This is a genomic window from Variovorax trehalosi (genome assembly GCF_051216415.1).
Lineage (GTDB): Bacteria > Pseudomonadota > Gammaproteobacteria > Burkholderiales > Burkholderiaceae_C > Variovorax.
Map to the genome: position 1 here is coordinate 122552 of NZ_JBPJZG010000012.1, position 20226 is coordinate 142777.

The 20226-nt window shown below is 68.1% G+C and carries 20 protein-coding genes and 1 pseudogene; 16 read left to right on the forward strand and 5 right to left on the reverse strand.

The window, feature by feature from the left end; all coding sequences use genetic code 11:
• The first annotated feature begins 7 nt into the window (after positions 1-7).
• From ACSFA7_RS31945 to ACSFA7_RS31960, 4 genes are read left to right on the forward strand one after another with little or no spacing between them, the layout of a single operon-like run.
• A complete protein-coding gene (locus tag ACSFA7_RS31945) occupies positions 8-1234 on the forward strand; it encodes a COX15/CtaA family protein (protein ID WP_435503071.1) in 1227 nt (408 codons plus the stop codon).
• Positions 1231-2136 carry a heme o synthase gene (gene cyoE / locus ACSFA7_RS31950; protein WP_435503072.1) on the forward strand — a complete coding sequence of 302 codons (906 nt, stop codon included), beginning with the start codon at positions 1231-1233 and terminating at the stop codon, positions 2134-2136. Before ACSFA7_RS31945 ends, cyoE begins: the two co-directional genes overlap by 4 nt.
• 19 nt (positions 2137-2155) lie before the next feature.
• Positions 2156-2761, forward strand: coding sequence for an SCO family protein (locus ACSFA7_RS31955; RefSeq protein WP_435503073.1), 606 nt, complete (start codon positions 2156-2158; stop codon positions 2759-2761).
• 17 nt (positions 2762-2778) lie between these two features.
• Positions 2779-3618, forward strand: a complete 840-nt coding sequence (locus tag ACSFA7_RS31960) for a DNA alkylation repair protein (RefSeq protein WP_435503074.1) — start codon at positions 2779-2781, stop codon at positions 3616-3618.
• A 43-nt stretch (positions 3619-3661) separates the two neighbouring features.
• On the opposite strand, the gene rpoH is transcribed toward ACSFA7_RS31960, so the two are convergent.
• Positions 3662-4603 (reverse strand): RNA polymerase sigma factor RpoH, encoded by a 942-nt coding sequence (gene rpoH / locus ACSFA7_RS31965; RefSeq protein WP_435503075.1) that lies wholly within the window; start codon positions 4601-4603, stop codon positions 3662-3664.
• A 101-nt stretch (positions 4604-4704) separates the two neighbouring features.
• A complete protein-coding gene (locus ACSFA7_RS31970; protein ID WP_435503076.1) occupies positions 4705-5169 on the reverse strand; it encodes an Mpo1 family 2-hydroxy fatty acid dioxygenase in 465 nt (154 codons plus the stop codon).
• Between the two features lie 175 nt (positions 5170-5344).
• On the opposite strand from ACSFA7_RS31970, the gene ACSFA7_RS31975 reads away from it, so the two are divergent.
• From ACSFA7_RS31975 to ACSFA7_RS31985, 3 genes are all read left to right on the forward strand, one after another.
• The gene (locus tag ACSFA7_RS31975) at positions 5345-6055 is read left to right on the forward strand and encodes a response regulator transcription factor (RefSeq protein WP_435503077.1); all 711 of its coding nucleotides are present in this window, start codon (positions 5345-5347) and stop codon (positions 6053-6055) included.
• A 12-nt stretch (positions 6056-6067) separates the two neighbouring features.
• Positions 6068-7894, forward strand: coding sequence for an ATP-binding response regulator (locus tag ACSFA7_RS31980; protein ID WP_435503078.1), 1827 nt, complete (start codon positions 6068-6070; stop codon positions 7892-7894).
• A 185-nt stretch (positions 7895-8079) separates the two neighbouring features.
• Complete coding sequence (locus tag ACSFA7_RS31985; RefSeq protein WP_435503079.1) at positions 8080-9096, forward strand: hypothetical protein; 1017 nt, start codon at positions 8080-8082, stop codon at positions 9094-9096.
• Positions 9097-9230: 134 nt separating this feature from the next.
• On the opposite strand, the gene ftsY is transcribed toward ACSFA7_RS31985, so the two are convergent.
• A complete protein-coding gene (ftsY, locus tag ACSFA7_RS31990; protein WP_435503080.1) occupies positions 9231-10487 on the reverse strand; it encodes a signal recognition particle-docking protein FtsY in 1257 nt (418 codons plus the stop codon).
• A 29-nt stretch (positions 10488-10516) separates the two neighbouring features.
• On the opposite strand from ftsY, the gene ACSFA7_RS31995 reads away from it, so the two are divergent.
• Together ACSFA7_RS31995 and ACSFA7_RS32000 are read left to right on the forward strand one after the other, a co-directional pair.
• Complete coding sequence (locus tag ACSFA7_RS31995; protein WP_435503081.1) at positions 10517-11968, forward strand: M16 family metallopeptidase; 1452 nt, start codon at positions 10517-10519, stop codon at positions 11966-11968.
• A gap of 16 nt (positions 11969-11984) precedes the next feature.
• Entirely contained in the window at positions 11985-13328 is a 1344-nt protein-coding gene (locus ACSFA7_RS32000; protein ID WP_435503082.1) for a M16 family metallopeptidase, read from the forward strand.
• 3 nt (positions 13329-13331) lie between these two features.
• Here the strand turns inward: ACSFA7_RS32000 and ACSFA7_RS32005 are convergent, their stop codons facing one another.
• Entirely contained in the window at positions 13332-14243 is a 912-nt protein-coding gene (locus tag ACSFA7_RS32005; protein ID WP_435503083.1) for a LysR family transcriptional regulator ArgP, read from the reverse strand.
• Between the two features lie 80 nt (positions 14244-14323).
• Here ACSFA7_RS32005 and ACSFA7_RS32010 point away from each other — a divergent pair, with 80 nt between their 5' ends.
• The 6 genes from ACSFA7_RS32010 to pxpA all read left to right on the forward strand — a co-directional run bounded on the left by ACSFA7_RS32010 (position 14324) and on the right by pxpA (position 18664).
• Positions 14324-14959 (forward strand): LysE/ArgO family amino acid transporter, encoded by a 636-nt coding sequence (locus tag ACSFA7_RS32010; protein ID WP_435503084.1) that lies wholly within the window; start codon positions 14324-14326, stop codon positions 14957-14959.
• A 33-nt stretch (positions 14960-14992) separates the two neighbouring features.
• On the forward strand, positions 14993-15652 hold the full coding sequence (locus tag ACSFA7_RS32015; protein WP_435503085.1) for an RsmD family RNA methyltransferase: 660 nt from the start codon (positions 14993-14995) through the stop codon (positions 15650-15652).
• Between the two features lie 43 nt (positions 15653-15695).
• Complete coding sequence (gene coaD, locus ACSFA7_RS32020) at positions 15696-16199, forward strand: pantetheine-phosphate adenylyltransferase (RefSeq protein ID WP_042582798.1); 504 nt, start codon at positions 15696-15698, stop codon at positions 16197-16199.
• Positions 16200-16205: 6 nt separating this feature from the next.
• The gene (pxpB, locus tag ACSFA7_RS32025; RefSeq protein ID WP_435503086.1) at positions 16206-16868 is read left to right on the forward strand and encodes a 5-oxoprolinase subunit PxpB; all 663 of its coding nucleotides are present in this window, start codon (positions 16206-16208) and stop codon (positions 16866-16868) included.
• Complete coding sequence (locus tag ACSFA7_RS32030) at positions 16865-17863, forward strand: 5-oxoprolinase subunit C family protein (protein ID WP_435503087.1); 999 nt, start codon at positions 16865-16867, stop codon at positions 17861-17863. Before pxpB ends, ACSFA7_RS32030 begins: the two co-directional genes overlap by 4 nt.
• Positions 17864-17929: 66 nt before the next feature.
• Positions 17930-18664 carry a 5-oxoprolinase subunit PxpA gene (gene pxpA, locus ACSFA7_RS32035; protein ID WP_206175318.1) on the forward strand — a complete coding sequence of 245 codons (735 nt, stop codon included), beginning with the start codon at positions 17930-17932 and terminating at the stop codon, positions 18662-18664.
• 175 nt (positions 18665-18839) lie between these two features.
• On the opposite strand, the gene ACSFA7_RS32040 is transcribed toward pxpA, so the two are convergent.
• Positions 18840-19781: a LysR family transcriptional regulator gene (locus tag ACSFA7_RS32040; RefSeq protein WP_435503088.1), complete on the reverse strand. Its 942-nt coding sequence runs from the start codon at positions 19779-19781 to the stop codon at positions 18840-18842.
• Between the two features lie 223 nt (positions 19782-20004).
• Here ACSFA7_RS32040 and ACSFA7_RS32045 point away from each other — a divergent pair.
• Positions 20005-20226, forward strand: a pseudogene (locus tag ACSFA7_RS32045) (hypothetical protein); the annotation flags it as partial.

Sequence of the window (20226 nt, forward strand, 5' to 3'; positions counted from 1 at the left end):
CCTGCCCATGACGGACACGAGCTCCCTGTACGACCTCACACCGATCGCCTGGCTGATGGCGGCCGGCGTGCTGATCGCGCTCGGGCCGCTGGTCTGGGTGTGGCGCCGCAACGCGGGGCACGGCCCGGCGCGGCGGCTGCATGCGCTGACGGTGCTCACGCTGTTCCTCACCTTCGATCTCACGCTGTTCGGCGCCTTCACGCGCCTGACCGATTCCGGTCTCGGTTGCCCCGATTGGCCCGGCTGCTACGGCAACGCCAGCCCGGTCGGCGCGCGGCACGAGATCGCGATGGCGCAATCGGCCCAGCCGACCGGGCCGGTGACGCACAGCAAGGCATGGGTGGAGATGGTCCATCGCTATCTGGCGACAGGCGTGGGCGTGCTGATCCTGACGCTGGCCGGTGCGACCTGGATCGTGCGGCGGCGCCAGTTGCGCCAGCCTGTGTCGACAGCGGACGGCGACCACGCCACGCTCAGCGCATGGTGGCCTGCTGCGACATTGGTCTGGGTGTGCCTGCAGGGCGCCTTCGGCGCCATGACCGTCACCTGGAAACTCTTCCCCGCGATCGTCACGTTGCACTTGCTCGGCGCCATCGTGCTGCTCGCACTGCTGTGCATCCAGGCGGTTCGCTACCGGCAGGTTGCCGCAGACCGCTTGCCGACCCCGGTGTCGCCGGCCCTGCGCAACGGCCTGATCGCGACCTCCGTCTTGCTCGTGCTGCAGATCGCGCTCGGCGGCTGGGTCAGCACCAACTACGCCGTGCTCGCTTGCACTCAGTTCCCAACCTGCCAGGGCAGTTGGTGGCCGCCGATGAATTTCGCGCAGGGCTTCGAGATCTGGCGCCACCTCGGCGTGACCGGCGAGGGCCAGCCGCTCGATTTCTCTGCACTCACTGCCATCCACTATGCGCATCGGCTGATGGCGTACGCGGTGTTCGTCGCGCTGGGCGTGCTCGCGTGGCGCCTGCGCCGCATCCACACACTGCGCCCGCAGGCCCATTGGCTGGCCGGTCTGGCTTTGCTTCAGCTCGCCACGGGCCTCGGCAACGTGCTGCTCGGCTGGCCGCTGGCGGCCGCCGTGCTCCACACCGGCGGTGCCGCGGCGCTCGCGGTGGTGCTGACCTGGGCGCTGTGCGAGAGCCGCCGTGAAGCCGCCGCGACGGCCACGGCGCGCGCCGACGACAATGCACGCGGCACCTCCACGACCCCCACCTCGAAGAAAGCCCCCGCGTGAGCACCCCGATCCCCGTTCAGCACACGAGCACCGCCAACGTGCTGCGCCAGTTCTACGCGCTGACCAAGCCGCGCGTGGTGCAGCTGATCGTGTTCTGCGCGCTGATCGGCATGGTGCTGGCCGTGCCCGGGCTGCCCTCGTGGTTCGACGTGCAGCGCGCGGTGCTCGCTTGCATCGGCATCTGGCTGGTGGCCGGCGCGGCGGCGGCGTTCAACTGCCTGGTGGAGAAGGGCATCGACGCCAAGATGAAGCGCACCGCCTGGCGCCCCACGGCGCGCGGGCAGCTCAGCGATCTGCAGGCACTCGTGTTCTCGGCGCTGCTGTGCGCGGCGGGGTCGGCGTTGCTGTGGTTCACGGTCAACCCGCTCACCATGTGGCTGACCTTCGCCACCTTCGTCGGCTATGCGGTGGTCTACACCGTGATCCTCAAGCCGCTGACGCCGCAGAACATCGTGATCGGCGGCGCCTCGGGCGCGATGCCGCCGGTGCTGGGCTGGGCCGCGATGACGGGCGACGTGGGGCCCGAGGCGCTGATCCTCTTTCTCATCATCTTCCTGTGGACGCCGCCGCATTTCTGGGCGCTCGCGCTCTACCGCGTCGAGGACTACCGCAAGGCGGGCCTGCCGATGCTGCCGGTCACGCACGGCAACGAGTTCACGCGGCTGCAGGTGCTGCTCTACACCTTCATTCTTTTCGCGGCCTGCCTCATGCCCTTCATCTACGGCATGAGCAGCTGGCTGTATCTTGCGGTCGCCGTGGCCGTGAGCATCGGTTTCACGGGCTATGCCTTTGCGCTCTGGCGCAATTACTCCGACACGCTCGCGCGCAAGACCTTCCGCTTTTCGCTGATCCACCTGAGCGTGCTGTTCCTGGCGCTGCTCGTCGATCACTACCTCCATTGAATAGAACCCTACTCGTCCCATGAACAAGCGCAACGCTCTCCAACTGATCGCCGGCAGCATGGCCGTGGCGGCTCTGGGCGTGGGGCTGTCGGCCTGCAGCGAGACGAAGCAGAGCTTCAATGCGGTCGACATCACCGGCGCCGACTACGCCAAGGACTTCTCGCTGAAGGACGCCGACGGCAAGGTCCGTACCATGGCCGACTTCAAGGGCAAGGCGGTCGTGCTGTTCTTCGGCTACGCGCAGTGCCCCGACGTCTGCCCGACCACGATGACCGAGATGGCGCAGGTCAAGCAGCAACTGGGCAAGGATGGCGACAAGCTGCAGGTGCTGTTCGTCACCGTCGATCCGGCGCGCGACACGCCCGAGGTGATGAAGGCCTACATGGGTGCGTTCGACCCGAACTTCGTCGCGCTGATCCCGACGCTCGACGAGCTCACCGCGACCGCCAAGGACTTCAAGGTCTACTACAAGAAGGTCGACGGCAAGACGCCCACCAGCTATTCGATGGACCACTCGGCCGCGAGCTTCATTTACGACCCGCAGGGCCGGCTGCGGCTTTATGCGCGTTACGGCGCGGGCGTGCCGTCGATGGTGTCGGACCTGAAGACGCTGCTCGGTTCTTGAGAAGGAAGGGACGGCCGATGGACGCTGCCGTAGCCGTCGCGGCGGTCGATCACCTGAAAGCGCGCAAGGGCGCCTTCCGCATCGCGCTCATTCCGCCCGAGGTGCTGCGTGCCCTCAACGACGGGCTGCTCGAAACCGTCAACCTCAACGAGTTCATGGCGCTCGAGCTGCCGCAACTGGCGCGCAGTGTGGCGGGGCATGTCGGGCTCGATGCGACAAGCGAACGGTTGGTCGACACCATCGCCATGCTCGGCGCCTTCAAGCCGATGCAGCGCCACACCCACATCGCCCGCGCGCTCTACGACCTGACGGCGCTTCACGCCGAGCGCGATGCCGTCGCGCACCGGCTGGCCACGCATGCGAGCGATGTGGCGCGCTGCTGGGCGGCGCAGTGGGTCACGCTCTCCGGGTTGCCCTTGCCGGCACAACTCGAGGCGGTGCGCCGCTTTGCTGCTGATCCGCATTTCGGTGTGCGCGAGATCGCCTGGATGGCGGTTCGCGACGCGGTCATCGCTTCGCTGGACGAAGCGCTCGCGCTGCTGCAGTCGTGGGTGTTCGATGCCGACTCGAATATCCGCCGCTTCGCCAGCGAACTCACGCGGCCGCGCGGTGTGTGGTGCGCGCAGATCGAGGCGCTCAAGGCCGAGCCCTGGCGTGCATTGCCGCTGATCGAGCCGCTGCGGGCGGACGGCAGCCGGTATGTGCAGAACTCGGTCGCGAACTGGCTCAACGACGCGAGCAAGACGCAAGGGGAATGGGTCGAGAAATTGTGCAAGCGCTGGGTCGCGGAATCGAACACCGACGCGACGCGGTACATCGCGAAACGGGCGTTGCGGACGCTCTCCAAAGGCCCATGAAAAAACCCGGCAGAGCCGGGTTTTTTTCTGGATGGAGACAGCTTTACGCGTAGTCCGCCAGAGCCTTCTTCATCTTCTTCATCGCAGCGACTTCGATCTGGCGGATGCGCTCGGCGCTCACGCCGTACACCGCAGCCAGGTCGTGCAGCGTCATGCCGCCCGAGCCGTCGTCGTTGACCTTGAGCCAGCGCTCTTCCACGATGCGGCGGCTGCGGTCGTCCAGCGCTTCGAGCGCGGTCGCGATGCCGTCGCTCGACAGGCGGTCGCGCTGCTGCGATTCGAGCAGGGCCGTCGGTTCCTGCGTGGCGTCGGCCAGGTAGGCGATAGGGCCGAAGGCTTCGTCGCCGTCATCGGACGGACCCGGATCGAGCAGCACATCGCCACCCGACAGGCGGGTTTCCATTTCAAGCACTTCTTCGGGCTTGACGTTGAGCCGGGTCGCCATCTGAGACACCTCGTCGGGGCTCAGCGTTTCGCGGTGCGTGCCGTTGTCGGCCGCGGCCGAGTCGGCCTTGAAGCTCTGCTTCATCGAGCGCAGGTTGAAGAACAGCTTGCGTTGGGCCTTGGTCGTCGCGACCTTGACCATGCGCCAGTTCTTCAGGATGTACTCGTGAATCTCGGCCTTGATCCAGTGCATGGCGTAGCTCACCAGCCGAACGCCCTGGTCGGGATCGAAGCGCTTCACGGCCTTCATGAGGCCGACGTTGCCTTCCTGGATCAGGTCGCCGTGCGGCAGCCCGTAGCCCAGGTATTGGCGGGAAATGGAAACCACGAGGCGCAGGTGCGACAGGATCAGCGCGCCCGCGGCGTCGAGGTCGTTCTGGTCGCGCAGCTTGCGAGCGAAGCCCTGCTCTTCTTCGAGCGTGAGCAGCGGCAGGCGGTTGGCGGCCGAAATGTAGGCATCCAGGTTGCCCAGCGGGGGGACCATCGACCATGGATTGGCGACGGCCAGCTGGTTGGCAGAGACTCCAGACAGCGTTGTCATCAGGGGAAACTCCTTAGTGTTGGCCATATTAGCACTCGGTTAGAGGGAGTGCTAAACCAAGGGTTCCCTTGAGTTCCTATCGCTTTGATAGCCAAAGGCTACTACCAGCGAACCCCCATCTTCTGGAACAGCTTCGACAAAACGAACAGCGGGCCGACCCAGAGATATTGGATGTCTTCGAAGAACGAAGGTTTCTTGCCTTCGATCTTGTGGCCCACGAACTGAAATATCCAGGCCACCACGAAGATGGCGGCCGAAACCGGCAAAACAAGCCCGCCCATCGCGTGCACCAGCGCCAGGGCGAGCGCGGTCAGCACGAGCATCGTCAGCAGGAAGGCCGGTGCGCGCAGCAGCGCGTAGTAGACGAGGCTCGCGGCCACGAAAACGTAGGCCACCCACGGATGAATTGCGAAAAGCAGCCCGACGATGCTCAGCATGATCGCGGGGATGGCCACGAAGTGGATCAGCTCGTTGGTCGGATTGCGGTGGCTTTCCTCGTAGTGCGCGAGCAGTCGATCGACCTTGCGATCGCTCGATGTCAGCGGGGCGGCAGCGGTGTGCATCATGATGAGTCTCCAAAAGCGCCGTTCGATGCGGCGAGACTTCGATGGTGCCCACCGCGACCATTGATGGCAAGTGCGGCAGATGCTACTGAAAAAGTAGCAATTCCGGCCCGAAGGGCGGGCCGTGTCATGACTTAGGGCACTGTTGCTGGCCCTTTGCCCCGCTAAGATCAAACGCGTGGCTCCCTTCGATTCTTCTCCCACGCCTCCGCCCGAGACCGCGGGGGCGGATCTTCCAGTTCGCGCCCAGACCGCGATCCTGGTCGTGGACGACCACGATCTGCTCCGCCTGGGGGTCTGCGCGCTGGTACAGGCGCAGGCCAGCTCTTCGGGCGCGCGCATCGAGGTCTTCGAGGCCGGCAATGTCACCGATGCCCTCGCGCTGTATGAAGCCCATCAGTCCTCCATCGGGCTCGTGCTGCTCGACCTGGCGCTGCCTGACACCCACGGACTGAGCGGCCTGGCCGAATTCCGGCTGCGCTTTCCGGCGGCGCGCATCGTGGTGCTGTCCGGCACGGGCAACAGTTCGCTCGCGCAGGGCGTGCTCGCCCTGGGGGCCAGCGCCTTTCTGCCCAAGTCGGCCGATCTGAAAGAGGTGGTGAGCTTCATCCGCGCCTGCGGCCTGCTCGACCCCGACGCCGCCGACAACCCGCCGCCGGCCGTGCCGAAGGCGCTCACGGGCTACGCCGAGTTCGCCCACGCCAGCGCATGGCAGGAGCTCACGCCGCGCCAGATGCAGGTGCTGCAGTGGGTGCTCGAGGGCAAGGCCAACAAGGAAATCGCCCAGCTCGCGAACCTGAGCGAGGGCACGGTGAAGAACCACGTCTCGACCATCCTGTTGCTGTTCGGCATGCGCTCGCGCGCCCAGTTGATCAGCACGCTTCACTGAGAAGCTCCGCGCGTGGCGTCCGATCCGTCCGCCGACCACACCCTCGGCCAGCGGGTGCTGCGCGAGCACGTCGCCTCGGTCTACGACACCTACATCGTCTCGACACTGACCCACATGGCGTTCGTGGTGGTGTTCGGCTGCATCATCTATTCGCAGCTGCACAACCTGAGTCTGTTGTTCTGGATCGGCGGCCTGGTGATTGCCGACCTCTACGTCTTCTTCACACCGCGCTGGACCCCGTTGCGGCCCGCGCGGGAAAGCGCGTACTGGGCGCGCAAGATCTCCCGCATGGTCACGCTGGTCAGCATGATCACGGCGGTGGTGCCCTGGCTCATCGTGCCCTACGACAACCTGCCGATGACCTCGCTGCTGATGGCGGTGATCGTGGGCAGCTGCGCCCGGGCGGCGCAGTCGCTCTGGCCGCTGAAGTCGGCGCTCTTCGGCTACACCCTGCCGATGTCGCTGGGCCTGATCACTGCGCTGGCGTGGCAAGGCGACGGCCTGCACCTTTTCCTGGCGGCGGCCGGCGCGGCCTACCTGCTGCTGACGCTGCGCGCGGGCATCGGCCAGCACAGGCTCCTGACCGAGTCGCTCATGCTGCGCTTCGAGAACGAGGCCCTGGCCGCACGGCTCGGCGAGCAGATCGCCGCCACCGAGCGCGCCAGCGAAGAGAAAACCCGCTTCCTCGGCACCGCCAGCCATGACCTGCGCCAGCCGCTGCACGCCATCGCGCTTTTTGGCGCCGCGCTCGAGAACGAACTGCGCGACCGCCCCGAGGGCCGCAATGCCGAACGCCTGATGCGCGCGGTGAATGCGCTCGGCGCGTCGCTGGACACCATGCTCGACGTCTCGCGGCTCGATGCCGGCGTGATCACCCCGGTGCCCCAGCCGGTGCAGCTGGACGCGCTGTTCCTGCCGCTCAACCACACCTTCTCGGCGCGTGCCGAGCAAAAACAGCTGCAGCTGCGCGTGCGCGCCAGCGGCCTGTGGGTGCACAGCGATCCGCAACTGCTGCACCGCATGCTGTCCAACCTGATGGACAACGCGCTCAAGTACACCGCCCATGGCGGCGTGACGGTGATGGCGCGCGAGCGCGGCGATTCGGTGTGGGTCGAGGTGCGCGACACCGGCATCGGCATCGCGCCCGAGCAGTCAGGCCGCATCTTCGAAGAGTTCTATCAGATCAACAATCCCGGCCGTGACCGCTCCCGCGGCCTGGGCATCGGCCTGTCGATCGTGCAGCGGCTGTCGCGGCTGCTCGGCCATCCGGTGCAGATGCATTCGCGCCCAGGGCGCGGCACGCACTTTCGCGTCGTGCTGCCGGTCGCCCGTGCGCAGGCCGGCGGGCTGCTGCCTTCCTTTCCGTCCGATACGGGGGAAGCAGCGCAGGCGCCGCAGCGCAGGATCGCGCCACCGCTGCCGGGGCGCGTGCTGCTGCTGGACGACGAACTCGAGATCCGAGAGGCCATGGTGGGCCTGCTGTGCTCGCACGCGATCGATGCGCTCGCCGTGGCCGACGAGGCCGGTGCTGCCGCGGCCCTGCAAAAGGCCCACGGCGAAGGGCGCCCGTTCGATCTGCTGCTGTGCGACTACCGACTGGCCGACGGCGTCGACGGCCTCGACGCGGGCCTGCGCCTGAGCCAGGGGCCGGGCGAGGGCCGCGCCGAGACCCCGCTGCTGCTGATCACCGGCGAGACGTCGCCCGCCCGGCTGCAGCGCGTGCGGGAATCGCAGGTGCCGGTGTTGTTCAAGCCGGTCGTGGCCGCCGCGCTGCTCCAGGCGATGGCCGAACTGACCGCGACGAAGCCGGCCGCTGAACCGTCGCCGATCGACGCCTGAAAACATTCGTAGTAGTTGGGCGCCAATCGCTGAACAATCGTTCGTGTAAAGCGCGGTTGGCATGACTTTCGGCACTGGTGAGCGTTCACCCCATCCCGTAACTTCGCGGTGTCGACCGGCTTTCGGCCGGTGGAGGCGGGCAGTTTCCGCCTTGCGTTGAATCATCGAAAAACGGAGAAGTCCCAGTGAAGTTCAAGCTTGCGGCGGTGGCCGTCGCAGTGGCGGCAGCGCTCGCCCTGACAGCGTGTGGTGGTGGCGGCGGTGGCGGAGGCGGCGGCGGCGGATTCGTGTTGCCGCCCCCACCTCCACCCGCGCCCCCGCCGCCGGCACCACCGCCGCCAGCGCCGGCGCCTATCCCGTCCACCCGCACCTTCATGTATGAAGCGCTGCCCGTGGCGGGCGACAGCAGCGCCTTCGCGGCCAACCTCAATGCCCAGGGGGCGCGCGGCTTCCGTTTTCTGAGCGGCTTTGCCTTCACGACCAGCCCGACCACCAGCGAGATCGTCGAGGGCTACGTGCGCGATGGCGACGCGACCTATAGCTATGAGACCAAGCCGCTCACTGCCGACAGCGCTGCCTTCCTGAGCCAGGCGAACGAGGCGGGCGGACGGGGCTTCCAGTGGGCCGGTTCGTACAGCGTCAACGGCGACATTTTCTACATCTACCGCAAGAACAACACCACGCCCGGCACCTTCAGCTACCGGCTCGCGGCATCGGCCACGAGCAAGGCGGACTTCCTGGCCCAGACCAACAGCCAGGGCGCGGAGGGCTTCTACAACGTGAGTCCCGCGTTCATTGCCGGCGGCACGACCGTCGCGGTCTACGAGAAGAATTCGGCGACCAATGCCACCTACGGCTACGAGATCGCCGATTTCGCCGGCAGCGACGATGCTTACCTGGCCCAGCTCAATGAGCGCGGTGCGCGCGGCTTTCGCTATCGCACCGAGTACGTCTTTCCCGATGGCGGGGGCGTGATCTACACGAAGGACCTGTCGCAGGCGGCCACCTTCAGCTTCTACGGCCTCGCGCCCGAGGGCAACAGCACGGCCTTCATCCGGCAGGCGAACACCGAAGGCGCCAAGGGCGCCGGGCTCGTCGGCGGCATGGGGCTGCCCAGCGGTTCGATCCAGACGCTCTACTTCACGCCGGTCAATTGCAGCAGCGGGCCGCTGTGCATGCCGGTGTCGCTGTTCGGCCTCTGAGCCAGCCGCACACCAGACACACACTCGCACAGAGGCAAAAAATCAGGGAACCAGGGGGAAAGGGAGAAGAGAAGAAGTGAAGAGCGGCCCCGGCGAAAGCGGGGGCCGCTTCTTTTTTCCAGCGTCTGCCCAGATCAGCCGAGCAGGGCCTGCGCGAACTCGCGCGCGTTGAATGTCTCGAGGTCTTCGAGCTTCTCCCCCACGCCGATGAAGTAGACCGGAATCGGCCGCTCGCGTGCAATGGCGCACAGCACGCCGCCCTTGGCCGTGCCGTCGAGCTTGGTCACGATGAGGCCGGTGAGGCCGAGCGTCTCGTCGAAGGCCTTGACCTGTGCGAGCGCGTTCTGCCCGGTGTTGCCGTCGATCACCAGCAGCACCTCGTGTGGCGCAGTGGCATCGGCCTTGGTGACCACGCGCTTGATCTTCTTGAGCTCGTCCATCAGGTGCAGTTGCGTCGGCAGGCGGCCGGCGGTGTCGACCAGCACCACGTCCTTGCCGCGCGCCTTGCCGGCGTTCACCGCGTCGAAGCTCACGGCCGACGGGTCGCCGCCCTCGTTGCTCACGATCTCGACCGTGTTGCGGTCGGCCCAGACCAGCAACTGCTCGCGCGCCGCCGCCCGGAAGGTGTCGGCGGCCGCCAGCAGCACCGAGGCGCCTTCGGTGGCCAGGTGCTTGGTGAGCTTGCCGATGGAGGTGGTCTTGCCCGCGCCGTTGACGCCGGCCACCATGATCACGGTGGGCGTGAACTGGCCGATGACCAGCGGTTTCTCGAGCGGGCGCAGCAGGTCGGCGATGGCTTCGGCCAGCAGCACCTTGACCTGCGCCGCGTCGGTGGCCATCTGGCGCTTGACGCGGACCTTCAGGTCGTCGAGCAGGTATTCGGTGGCCTTGACGCCGGTGTCGGCCATCAGCAGGGCGGATTCGAGCTCTTCATACAGCGCATCGTCGATCTGCGCGTTGACGAACACGGCCTGGATGCCGGTGCCGGTCTTGCGCAGGCCCGTCTTGAGCTTGTCGAGCCAGCCTTTGCGCTCGGGGGCTGCCGCCGCTTCGATGGCGACGGGTTTCGGGGCAGGGACGGGCGCAGGGGGCGGAACCGGGGCAGACGCTGCGACCGGCGCAGGTGCTGGCACGGGCGCGGGGATCGGGGCCGGGGATGGCGTCGGCGTTGCCACCGGGGCCGGCGCGGGGACGACCACCACGGGCGTCTCGACTGGTGGAGGCACCGGCTCCTCGGCTGCGGGCTTCCCGCCAAACCAGCTCGAAGGCGAAAACACCGAGCGCGCGGGGGCGGGCTCGGCAACGGGGGCGGCGGGCGGGGCGACGGGTGGGGTCGGCGCCGGCGCGACCGGGGTTTCGGCAGGCGGTTTTTTCTTGAAGAAACTGAACATCAGGAGCTTTTTACAATCCGACCCATTCTATGAAACACCTCTCGCCACGCAGTGCTGCGTCTGGTGCGGTGCTGGCGGTGGCGCTGATGGCGTCCGGGGCCATGCCTGCGCAGGCCCAGTCCATACCGGCTCCCGCTGCATCTTCCGCCGCCACCGCGGCCGCACCGGGCCCCCAGCAATTCACCCTCGCGAACGGCATGACGCTGATCGTCCAGCCCGACCGGCGCGCGCCGACCGCGGTGCAGATGGTCTGGGTCCGCGTCGGCTCCATGGACGAGGTCGACGGCACCTCCGGGGTCGCACATGCGCTCGAACACATGATGTTCAAGGGCACCAAGAGCATCAAGCCCGGCGAGTTCTCGCGCCGCGTGGCGCAACTCGGTGGCCAGGAAAACGCCTTCACCACCCGCGACTACACCGGCTACTACCAGCAGATTCCGGTCGGCAGCCTCGAGCAGGTGATGAAGCTCGAATCCGACCGCTTCGCCAACAACCAGTGGCCCGACGACGAATTCAAGCGCGAGATCGAGGTCGTCAAGGAAGAGCGGCGCCTGCGCACCGAAGACCAGCCGCGCGCGCTGCTCGGCGAACAGCAGAACGCGGCCGTCTTCACCGCCTCGCCCTACCACCGCCCGGTGGTCGGCTGGATGAGCGACCTGGACGCGATGACGCCCGACGATGCCCGCGAGTTCCACAAGCGCTGGTACGTGCCCGCCAACGCGGTGCTCGTGGTGGCCGGCGATGTCGACATCGCCAAGGTCCGTGCCCTCGCCGAGAAGTACTACGGCGGCATCCCGTCGCGTGCCGTGCCCACGCGCAAGCCGCGCATCGAGCCGGCGCAGGGCGGCATCCGCCGCCTCGAATTCAAGGCGCCCGCCGAGCAGGCCTACGTGTCGCTCGCCTACCGCGTGCCGCAACTGGCGAACATCGACGACACGAACAGCGATTCGTGGGCGCTGGTGGTGCTCTCGGCGGTGCTCGACGGCTACGCCGGTGCCCGCCTCGACCGCGCGCTGACGCAGGGCCCCGACCGCGTGGCCGATTCCGCCGGCGCCTATTCGGGCTTCATCGGCCGTGGGCCGCAACTCTTCGTGCTCGACGGCGTGCCCTCCCAGGGCAAGAGCGCCGAGGCGGTCGAAGCCGCGCTGCGCGCCCAGGTGGCACGCATCGCGAAGGACGGCGTGGGCGAGGCCGAACTGGCCCGCGTCAAGACCCAGTGGGTGGCCAGCGAAACCTACAAGCGCGACTCGGTGATGGCACAGGCGCGCGAACTGGGCAGCAACTGGGTCCAGGGCCTGCCGCTCGACGCGAGCGAACGCATCGTTGCCCGGCTGCAGGCTGTCACCGCCGCCCAGGTACAGGCCGTGGCTGCCAAGTACTTCGGCGACGACCAGCTTACGGTGGCCACGCTGCGTCCCTTGCCGCCCGAAGCAAAGCCTCGCGGCCGCGGCTTCGCGGCACCCGCGGGCGAGATGCGCTGAAAGACCTGGAATCCTCATGATCACTCTCAAGAAACTGGCGATGCGTGCCGTGTTTGCCGGCACCGCCGTTCTCGGCCTCGGCAGCGCGCAGGCCGCGCTCCCCATCCAGCACTGGACGCTCACGAACGGCGCCAAGATTTATCTCGTGTCGACCAACGCGCTGCCGATCGTCGACGTGCAACTCGACTTCGACGCCGGCAGCCGGCGCGATCCGGCGCCGCAGGCGGGCCTGGCCAGCGCGACCTCGGCGATGGTCGAGAAGGGCGTGCGTGCCGGCAAGAACGGCGAACCTGCGCTCGACCAGAATGCCCTCGGCGAAGCCTGGGCCGATCTGGGCGCGAGCTTCGACGTGAGTGCGGGCAACGACCGCATGAGCTACTCGCTGCGCACGCTGTCCGATCCGGCACTGCTCGGCAAGGCCGTGACGCTGGCCTCGCGCGAACTCGGCGAGCCCGCGTTCCCCGACGACGTCTGGCTGCGCGAGCGCGAGCGCATCAACGCCTCCATCAAGGAGTCGAACACCAAGCCAGCGACCATCGCCGGCCGCGCGTTCTCGCAGGCTGTCTACGGCGTGCATCCGTACGGGCAGGAGGTCACCGAGGAAACGCTGGCGCGCATCGACACCGCCGCCATGCGCGAGCGCTACCAGCAGCTCATCGTGCCGTGCCGCGCCAAGCTCAGCATCGTGGGCGCGGTCACGCGCACCGAAGCCGAGTCGATCGCGACCACGCTGCTGTCGCGCCTGCCGGCAGCCGACAGCTGCGCGCCGCTGCCCGTCATCGCGCCGGTGGCTGCACTTGCCGCGCCGAAGGACGAGCGCATCCCGTTCGACTCGGCCCAGGCCCACGTCTTCATCGGCCAGCCCGGCTACCCGCGCAAGGACCCCGACCACTTTGCGCTCACGCTCGGCAACTACGTGCTGGGCGGTGGCGGTTTCGTCTCGCGCCTGACCAACGAGGTGCGCGAGAAGCGCGGCCTGACCTACAGCATCTACAGCGGCTTCGCGCCGGGACTCGATGCGGGCGCGTTCCGCGTCGGCTTCCAGACCCGGCCCGACCAGGCCGAAGAGGCGGTGAAGATGTCGCGCGAAGTGCTCACCAGATTCGTGGCCGAAGGCCCGACCGAGAGCGAGCTGAAAGCCGCTAAGGACAACCTGATCGGCGGTTTTCCTCTGCTGCTGGACAGCAACCGCAAGCTGATCGGCAACGTCGCGAACATCGCCTGGAACGACCTGCGGCTGGACTACCTGGACACCTGGACCACGCGCATGAACGCCGTCACGGCGGCCGAAGTGAAGGCGGCGTTTGCGCGCAAGCTGCAACCGGCGCGGATGGTCACGGTGGTGGTGGGCGGAAAGTAACCGCTACGCCAGCGCGTGGGGGCCGCTTGTCGCGGCCGCACGCACCGCCGCGCCGAGCCGCTTGAGCAACTGCGGTGCCGCGCGCGCCTGCTGCCAGTAGAGCGGCACCGGCAGCGTCGAGCCGGGCACCAACTCCACCAGCGTGCCCTCGCGCATCGCATCGGCCACCATGCTGGCCGGATGCATGCCCCAGCCCATGCCCGCGCACGCGGCCTCGACAAAGGCGTTGGGCGATGGAATCCAGTGCCGCGGAGTCTCGACGTTGCGGTGGCAGATGCGACGTACCCAGCGCGCTTGCAGGCGGTCCTTGCGGTCGAACACCAGGCTGGGCGCGCTCGCCAGTGTTCGCGCGCCCACGCCTTTGGCGAAATGCCGCTTCACGAAGTCGGGGTTCGCGGCCGCCACGTAGTGCATCGTGCCCAGCGCCTCGCTGTTGCAGCCGGCCACCGGCTCGGCCAGCGCAGTCACTGCCGCGAGCACGGCGCCGCTGCGCAGGCGCTCGGCCGTGTGGTCCTGGTCGTCCACCGAGAGATCGAGCAGCGCGGCCTCTTCCTGCGTGGCGAAGGCCGCGGCCGCGGCCATGAACCACGTCGCCAGGCTGTCGGCGTTGACGGCCACGCGCACCGTGACGCGCTCGTTGGCCTCGCCGCCGCCCATGCCGAGGGCGGGCAGGGCGTCGCGCAGTTCGTGCTCCAGCATGCCCACACGCTCCACGTGCCGGCACAGCTGCAGGCCCGCTTCCGTGGCGACGCAGGGCTGGCCCCGTACCAGCAGCGCGCCGCCCGTGCGCTCCTCGAGCAGCTTCACGCGCTGCGAGACGGCCGAGGGCGTGACGTTCAGCGCGCGCGCGGCGCGCTCGAAGCTGCCTTCGCGCACGACGGCGGCCAGGGCGTGGAGAGCGGCGTAGTCGAGCATCGTGGTGGATTAAGTCAAACTGAATTCAAGTTAGGAGGTTTAGTTTGAATTAATTCGCCGAGGGCGGCAAGCTCGCACCCATGTCTGCCGAATTCACCGCCACCGCCTTCCTCAATGGATTCCTCATGAGCCTGGTGCTCATCGTCGCCATCGGCGCCCAGAACGCCTATGTGCTGCGCCAGGGCCTGCGGCGCGAGCATGTGGGTGCGGTCGTGCTGTTCTGCGCGGTCGGCGATGCGGTGCTGGTCGGTGCCGGCGTCGCCGGCATGGCGCAGGCGCTGCAAGGGCGGCCGACGCTGGCCACTGCGCTCGCAGGGCTCGGGGCGGCGTTCCTGTGTGCCTACGGCCTGCGCGCGCTGTGGCGTTCGCGCCAGCCCGGCGCATTGCAGACGACGGCGCAGGGCGTCTCGCTCTCGCGCGCGGCCGTGGTGGCGCAGGCGGCGGGTTTCACGCTGCTGAACCCGCATGTCTACCTTGACACGGTGCTGCTCGTGGGCAGCGCGGGCGCGCAGTACGCGGGCTCGCTCAAGGTCTGGTTCGTCGTGGGCGCCTCGATGGCGAGCGCGCTGTGGTTCACCGTGCTCGGCTTCGGCGCGCGGCTGCTCGCACCAGTGTTCGCGCGTCCGCGCGCCTGGCAGATGCTCGATGCGCTGATCGGCGGCACCATGCTCGTGCTGGCCGCGATGCTGGCGCGGCGCGCCTTGACCGGCGCCTGATCGGCCGCCGCGCGGCGGCGTTAAGCTCGCCGCATGCCCCAGAAGAAGAAAGCCACCGCAGCTCCCCGTCCGCCCGCAGCCAAGCGCCCCGCGCGCCCTGTGCGACCCAGCGAGGTCCGCATCATCGGCGGCCAATGGAAGCGCACCCGCCTCGCGGTGGCCGACAAGCCGGGCCTGCGCCCCACACCCGACCGCGTGCGCGAGACGCTCTTCAACTGGCTCGCGAGCCTGGCCGGCGCGGGCGGCGGCGAGCTGCCGGGCTGGCATTGCGTCGACGCCTTCGCGGGCACCGGCGCGCTGGGCCTTGAAGCCGCCTCGCGCGGCGCGGCCAACGTGCTGCTGTGCGAGCAGGACGCAGCGCTGGTCGCGCAATTGCAGGCCGCGAAGACCAAGCTGTCGGCCGAGGCCGTACGCATCGAGCGCGGCAACGGCGTCACGGCGCTCGAGCGCACCACGGCCGCGAGCCTGCACGCGGTCTTCCTCGACCCGCCCTTCGAGAGCACCGCGCTCTACGAACCGGCCCTGCGCGCCGCAGCCCGTGCGCTGCGCCCCGGCGGCGTCGTGTACCTCGAAGCGCCCCGCCAGTGGAACGACGAGGAACTGGCCGTCTTCGGCCTCGCGGGCTTCCGTTATCTGAAGGCTGGCGCCGTGCATGCCCACCTGTTGCGGCTGGCCTCGGAGGGGACTGCATAATCCGCCGAACAAGCCGCACCGGCTGCATGAGGAAGAAGCAACCATGGCCAGCAACGTCATCGCGGTTTATCCGGGCACATTCGATCCCATCACCCTCGGTCACGAGGACGTGGTGCGCCGTGCAACCCAGCTGTTCTCCAAGGTGATCGTCGCTGTCGCGGCGGGCCACCACAAGAAGGCGCTGTTCACCCTGCAGGAACGCATGGACATGGCGCGCGAAGCCGTCAAGCCCTACAGCGACCAGGTCACCGTCGAGAGCTTCTCGGGCCTCCTGCGCGACTTCGTGGTGGCGCGCGGCGGCAAGGCCATGGTGCGGGGCCTGCGCGCCGTGACCGACTTCGACTACGAGTTCCAGCTCGCGGGCATGAACCGCTCGCTCATGCCCGATGTCGAGACCGTGTTCCTCACCCCCAGCGACAAGTACCAGTTCATCTCCAGCACCTTCGTGCGCGAGATCGCCATGCTCGGCGGCGAGGTCAACAAGTTCGTGTCTCCCAACGTCGAGCACATGCTGGCCGCCAAGGTGCGCAGCCTCGGCCGTGAATAAACCGCGATGAGCGGTTCGCCGCCACCCCGCCTGCATCTGCTCGGGGATGCAGCGCTCCTGTGCGAGCTGCCGGCACCCGCCACGCTGGTGCAGCAGCAGCGCATCTGGGCGCTGGCCGCAGAGGCCCGCGAATGGCCCGGCGTCGGCGAAGTGCTGCCCGGCATGAACAACCTCACACTGACCTTCGACCCCACGGCGATCGAGCTCGATGCGCTCACGGCGCAGGTGCTCGAAGCCTGGCCGAAGTTGTCCGCCAAGGCCGTCGATGGGCGGTTGGTCGAAATCCCCGTTGCATACGGCGGCGAGCACGGCCCGGACCTGGGCGATGTCGCAACCCACACGGGCCTCACGCCGGCCGAGGTGGTGCGGCGCCACAGCGCGGGCGAGTACGTGGTCTACCTGCTGGGCTTTCTTCCCGGTTTCGCCTTCATGGGCGGCCTTGCCCCCGAACTCGCCACGCCCCGCCGCGCGGAGCCGCGCACCGCGGTGCCCGCGCGCTCGGTCGGCATCGGCGGCGAGCAGACCGGCATCTATCCGCTGGTGTCGCCGGGCGGCTGGCAGCTCATCGGCCGCACGTCGCTCGAGATGTTCGACCCGACGGCCGAGTCGCCCACTTTGCTGCGCCCGGGTGACCGCGTGCGTTTCGTCGTCGAGAGCGTGCAGACATGATCGTCGTCCAGAAGCCCGGTGTGCTCGCCTCGGTGCAAGACCTGGGGCGCCACGGCCATCGCCAGCTGGGCATTTGTCCCGGCGGCGCGCTCGATGTGCTCGCGCTCACGCTCGCGAACCGGCTGGTCGGCAATGCCGACGGCGCTGCGGGGCTCGAACTCACGATGGGCGGCTGTGAACTGCGTTTCGAAACCGATACGCGCATCGCGATCGCCGGCGACGACTTCGGCGCGCAGCTCGACGGCGTACCGCTCTGGCCCTGCTGGAGCGTGCCGGTGGCGGCGGGTCAGGTTCTCAAGCTCATGGGAGCGAACGCGTCTGGCGCGAAGAAGGCCGGCTTGCGCAGCTGGCTCGCCGTCGCGGGCGGCGTCGACGTGGCGCCCGTGCTCGGCTCGCGCAGCACCGACCTCAAGGCCGGCTTCGGCGGCCACGAAGGCCGTGCGCTGCGCAAGGGCGACAAGCTGCCGCTCGGTCCGTCGCGCCTCGATGCCATGCAGCGCGCGCGCAAGCCCTTCGGCCTGCGCGGCCCCGACTGGGGCCCGGAAGAAGCCGATGGCGCGATCGCCCTGCGCGTGCTGCCCGGCCCCGAATTCGAACAGTTCACGCTGGCCGCGCGCGAGGTGCTCTGGGGCGAGCGCTGGCGCATCACCTCGCAGAGCAACCGCATGGGCAGCCGGCTCGCGGGCGCCGAACTCAAGCGCAAGCGCGCGGGGGACATGCTCTCCTCGGGCGTGATCCCCGGCACGATCCAGGTGCCACCCTCGGGCCAGCCGATCATCCTGATGGGCGATGCGCAGACGACAGGCGGCTATCCGCGCATCGGCGTGGTGATCCGCGCCGACCTCTGGAAGCTCGCGCAGGCGCCGCTCAACGGCAAGCTGCGTCTGGTGCAGGTCGACATGGCGGAGGCGCTCGCCGCCTGGGCTGATCAGCAACGGTACCTGGCGCAAGTGGCACAAGGGCTTGCCGTGGCAGGCTGGCCGGGCGCGGCATAGACTGTGCGAGCACGCCGCCAGCGGGCCGCGCCGGTGCAGTCCCGCTGAAGAAGAAGGAACCTCCCCATGCACATCGACCTCAATGCCGACCTCGGCGAAGGCGCAGGCAGCGACGAAGCGCTGCTCGGCCTCGTGAGCTCCGCCAACATCGCCTGCGGCTGGCACGCGGGCGACGCCAAGACCATGCGCCAGTGTGTGCGCTGGGCCATCGAACACGGCGTGGCCATTGGCGCGCACCCCAGCTTTCCTGACCGCGAGAACTTCGGCCGCAGCACCATGCACCTGCCGCCCGACGAGATCGTCTCCAACGTGCTCTACCAGGTCGGCGCGCTTGCCGCGATCGTCAAGGCCGAGGGCGGGCAGCTTGCGCACGTGAAGGCGCACGGCCAGCTCTACAACCAGGCGGTGAAGGAGCCCGAGCTCGCCGATGCGCTGTGCGAGGCGGTGCGCCGCTTCGACCCCTCGCTCAAGTTCTTCGGCCTCGCGGGCAGCAACATGATCGATGCCGCGCGCCGCGCCGGCCTCACGCCCGTGGAAGAAGTGTTCGCCGACCGCGGCTACATGCCCGACGGCAGCCTTGTGCCGCGCAGCCAGCCCGGCGCGCTGATCGAGAGCGAGGAGCAGTCGATCGCGCAGACGCTCTCGCTCGTGCGCGACCACCGCGTGACCGCCATCGACGGCAGCACCGTGGCGGTCAATGCGCAGACGGTGTGTCTGCACGGCGACGGCGCGCATGCGCTGGCCTTCGCGCGCCGCATCCGCGAGCGGCTGCAGGCCGAGGGCATCGCGGTCCGCGCCTGAGAAGGTGTGAACGAATCCGCCATGCCCGCTCACCCCACCCCGGCGCACCCACTCGGCGTTGCAAACGCTCGCCATAGCCCGAGCTATGGCTGGGCTTTGCGCCTTGATTGGGCACGCCTGAGCGGGCTGCTCGGGCACGTCGAATTCACTCACACCTTCTGAGCAGGCGCTGCCCTCAACAGGGCAGCGGATCGGGCGACAGCGCGCTCACCCATTTCTCTCCCGCCTCGACGCAATAGTCGGCCACGATGCCCCGTGTGAGCTTGGCGACTGCGTGCACGGCCGGCGCCGTGTCACGCGCATGCGCCAGGGTGATCACCATCGGCGGCAGCGCGGGCCCATCGCGAATCTCGAGGTAGCCCTCGGCCAGCTCCTTCCTCACGAAGATCGGCGGGATCGCCGCCACGCCGAAGCCGCCCTTCGTGAGCTGGATGATCGATTGCACCGACGGAAAGCTGCACACGCGCGGCTCGCTGGCGCGTCCGACAAACAGCGCGCTGACATGCGCGCGCGGCCCCGAGGTGCGGGAGAAGGTAAGGACCGGCACCCGCTCCAGGTCTTCCAGCTGCAGGGTGCGGGCCTTCGGCAGCACGGCGGGACGCGCCACCCACAGCATCGGGAAGCGGCACAGCGAGGTGACGGTCGACTCCCCGTCGTTCGCCACGTCCGCGATGTCGTCGTTCTGGATCATCAGGTCGAACTTGCGGCGCCGGAACTGGTCGCGCAGGTTGTGCGCCGTGTCCACCGTGATATCCGGCTCGATGGCCGGCAACCGCTCGCTCAGCATGTGGATCAGCGGCGTGAGCCAGGTGTGGACCACCGTCTCGATGACGCCGATGCGTACCCGCCCGGACGGGGGTGCGTCGGGATGGACCGAGAGCTTCAGCTGCTTTTCGAGCGCGAGCATCTGTTCGGCCTGGCGCACCACCTGCTGTCCGAAGATCGTGAGCTGGAGAGTGCGCTGCGTGCGGTCGACCAGTAGCACGCCCAGCTCTTCTTCCAGTGCTTCGATGCGCTTGGACACGGCTGCCTGCGTGGTGCAGAGCATCTGCGCGGTCTCGCGAAAGCTCTTGAGCCGGTCGAGCATCACGAGCGTCTCGAGGAATCGTGTGTTCATGGATGAGTTTTTCCCTGCGTCCGGGCGTCCCGCGAATTTTTGTTATCGACTTTTCAACAAAAACTCGTTCGACAGCCACCGAGGCGCCATGTTTTCATAAAGCCGTCACACACACAGAGAGGTGCAACCCGCCCTCTGCAACCGCTGTCTCGCATCGGCGGTTGCAGAAGTCGTGCCAGTGGGCGCACCCGTTTTCACATCGCACAAGACAGGGACGAGAAAGATGAAAAGAACGACAGCACTGCGGCAGCCGGCATTTCCAGATCATTGGTTTTCTGCCAAGGCATTTCTGGCCACGTTGGCCGGCCTCACCCTGGGCGCCGCAGCCTTCGCGCAGACCAAGTGGGACCTGCCCACCGCGTACCCCGCGACCAACTACCACACCGAAAACATCACGCAGTTCGCCAAGGACGTGGACGCGGCCACCGCCGGCAAGGTCAAGATC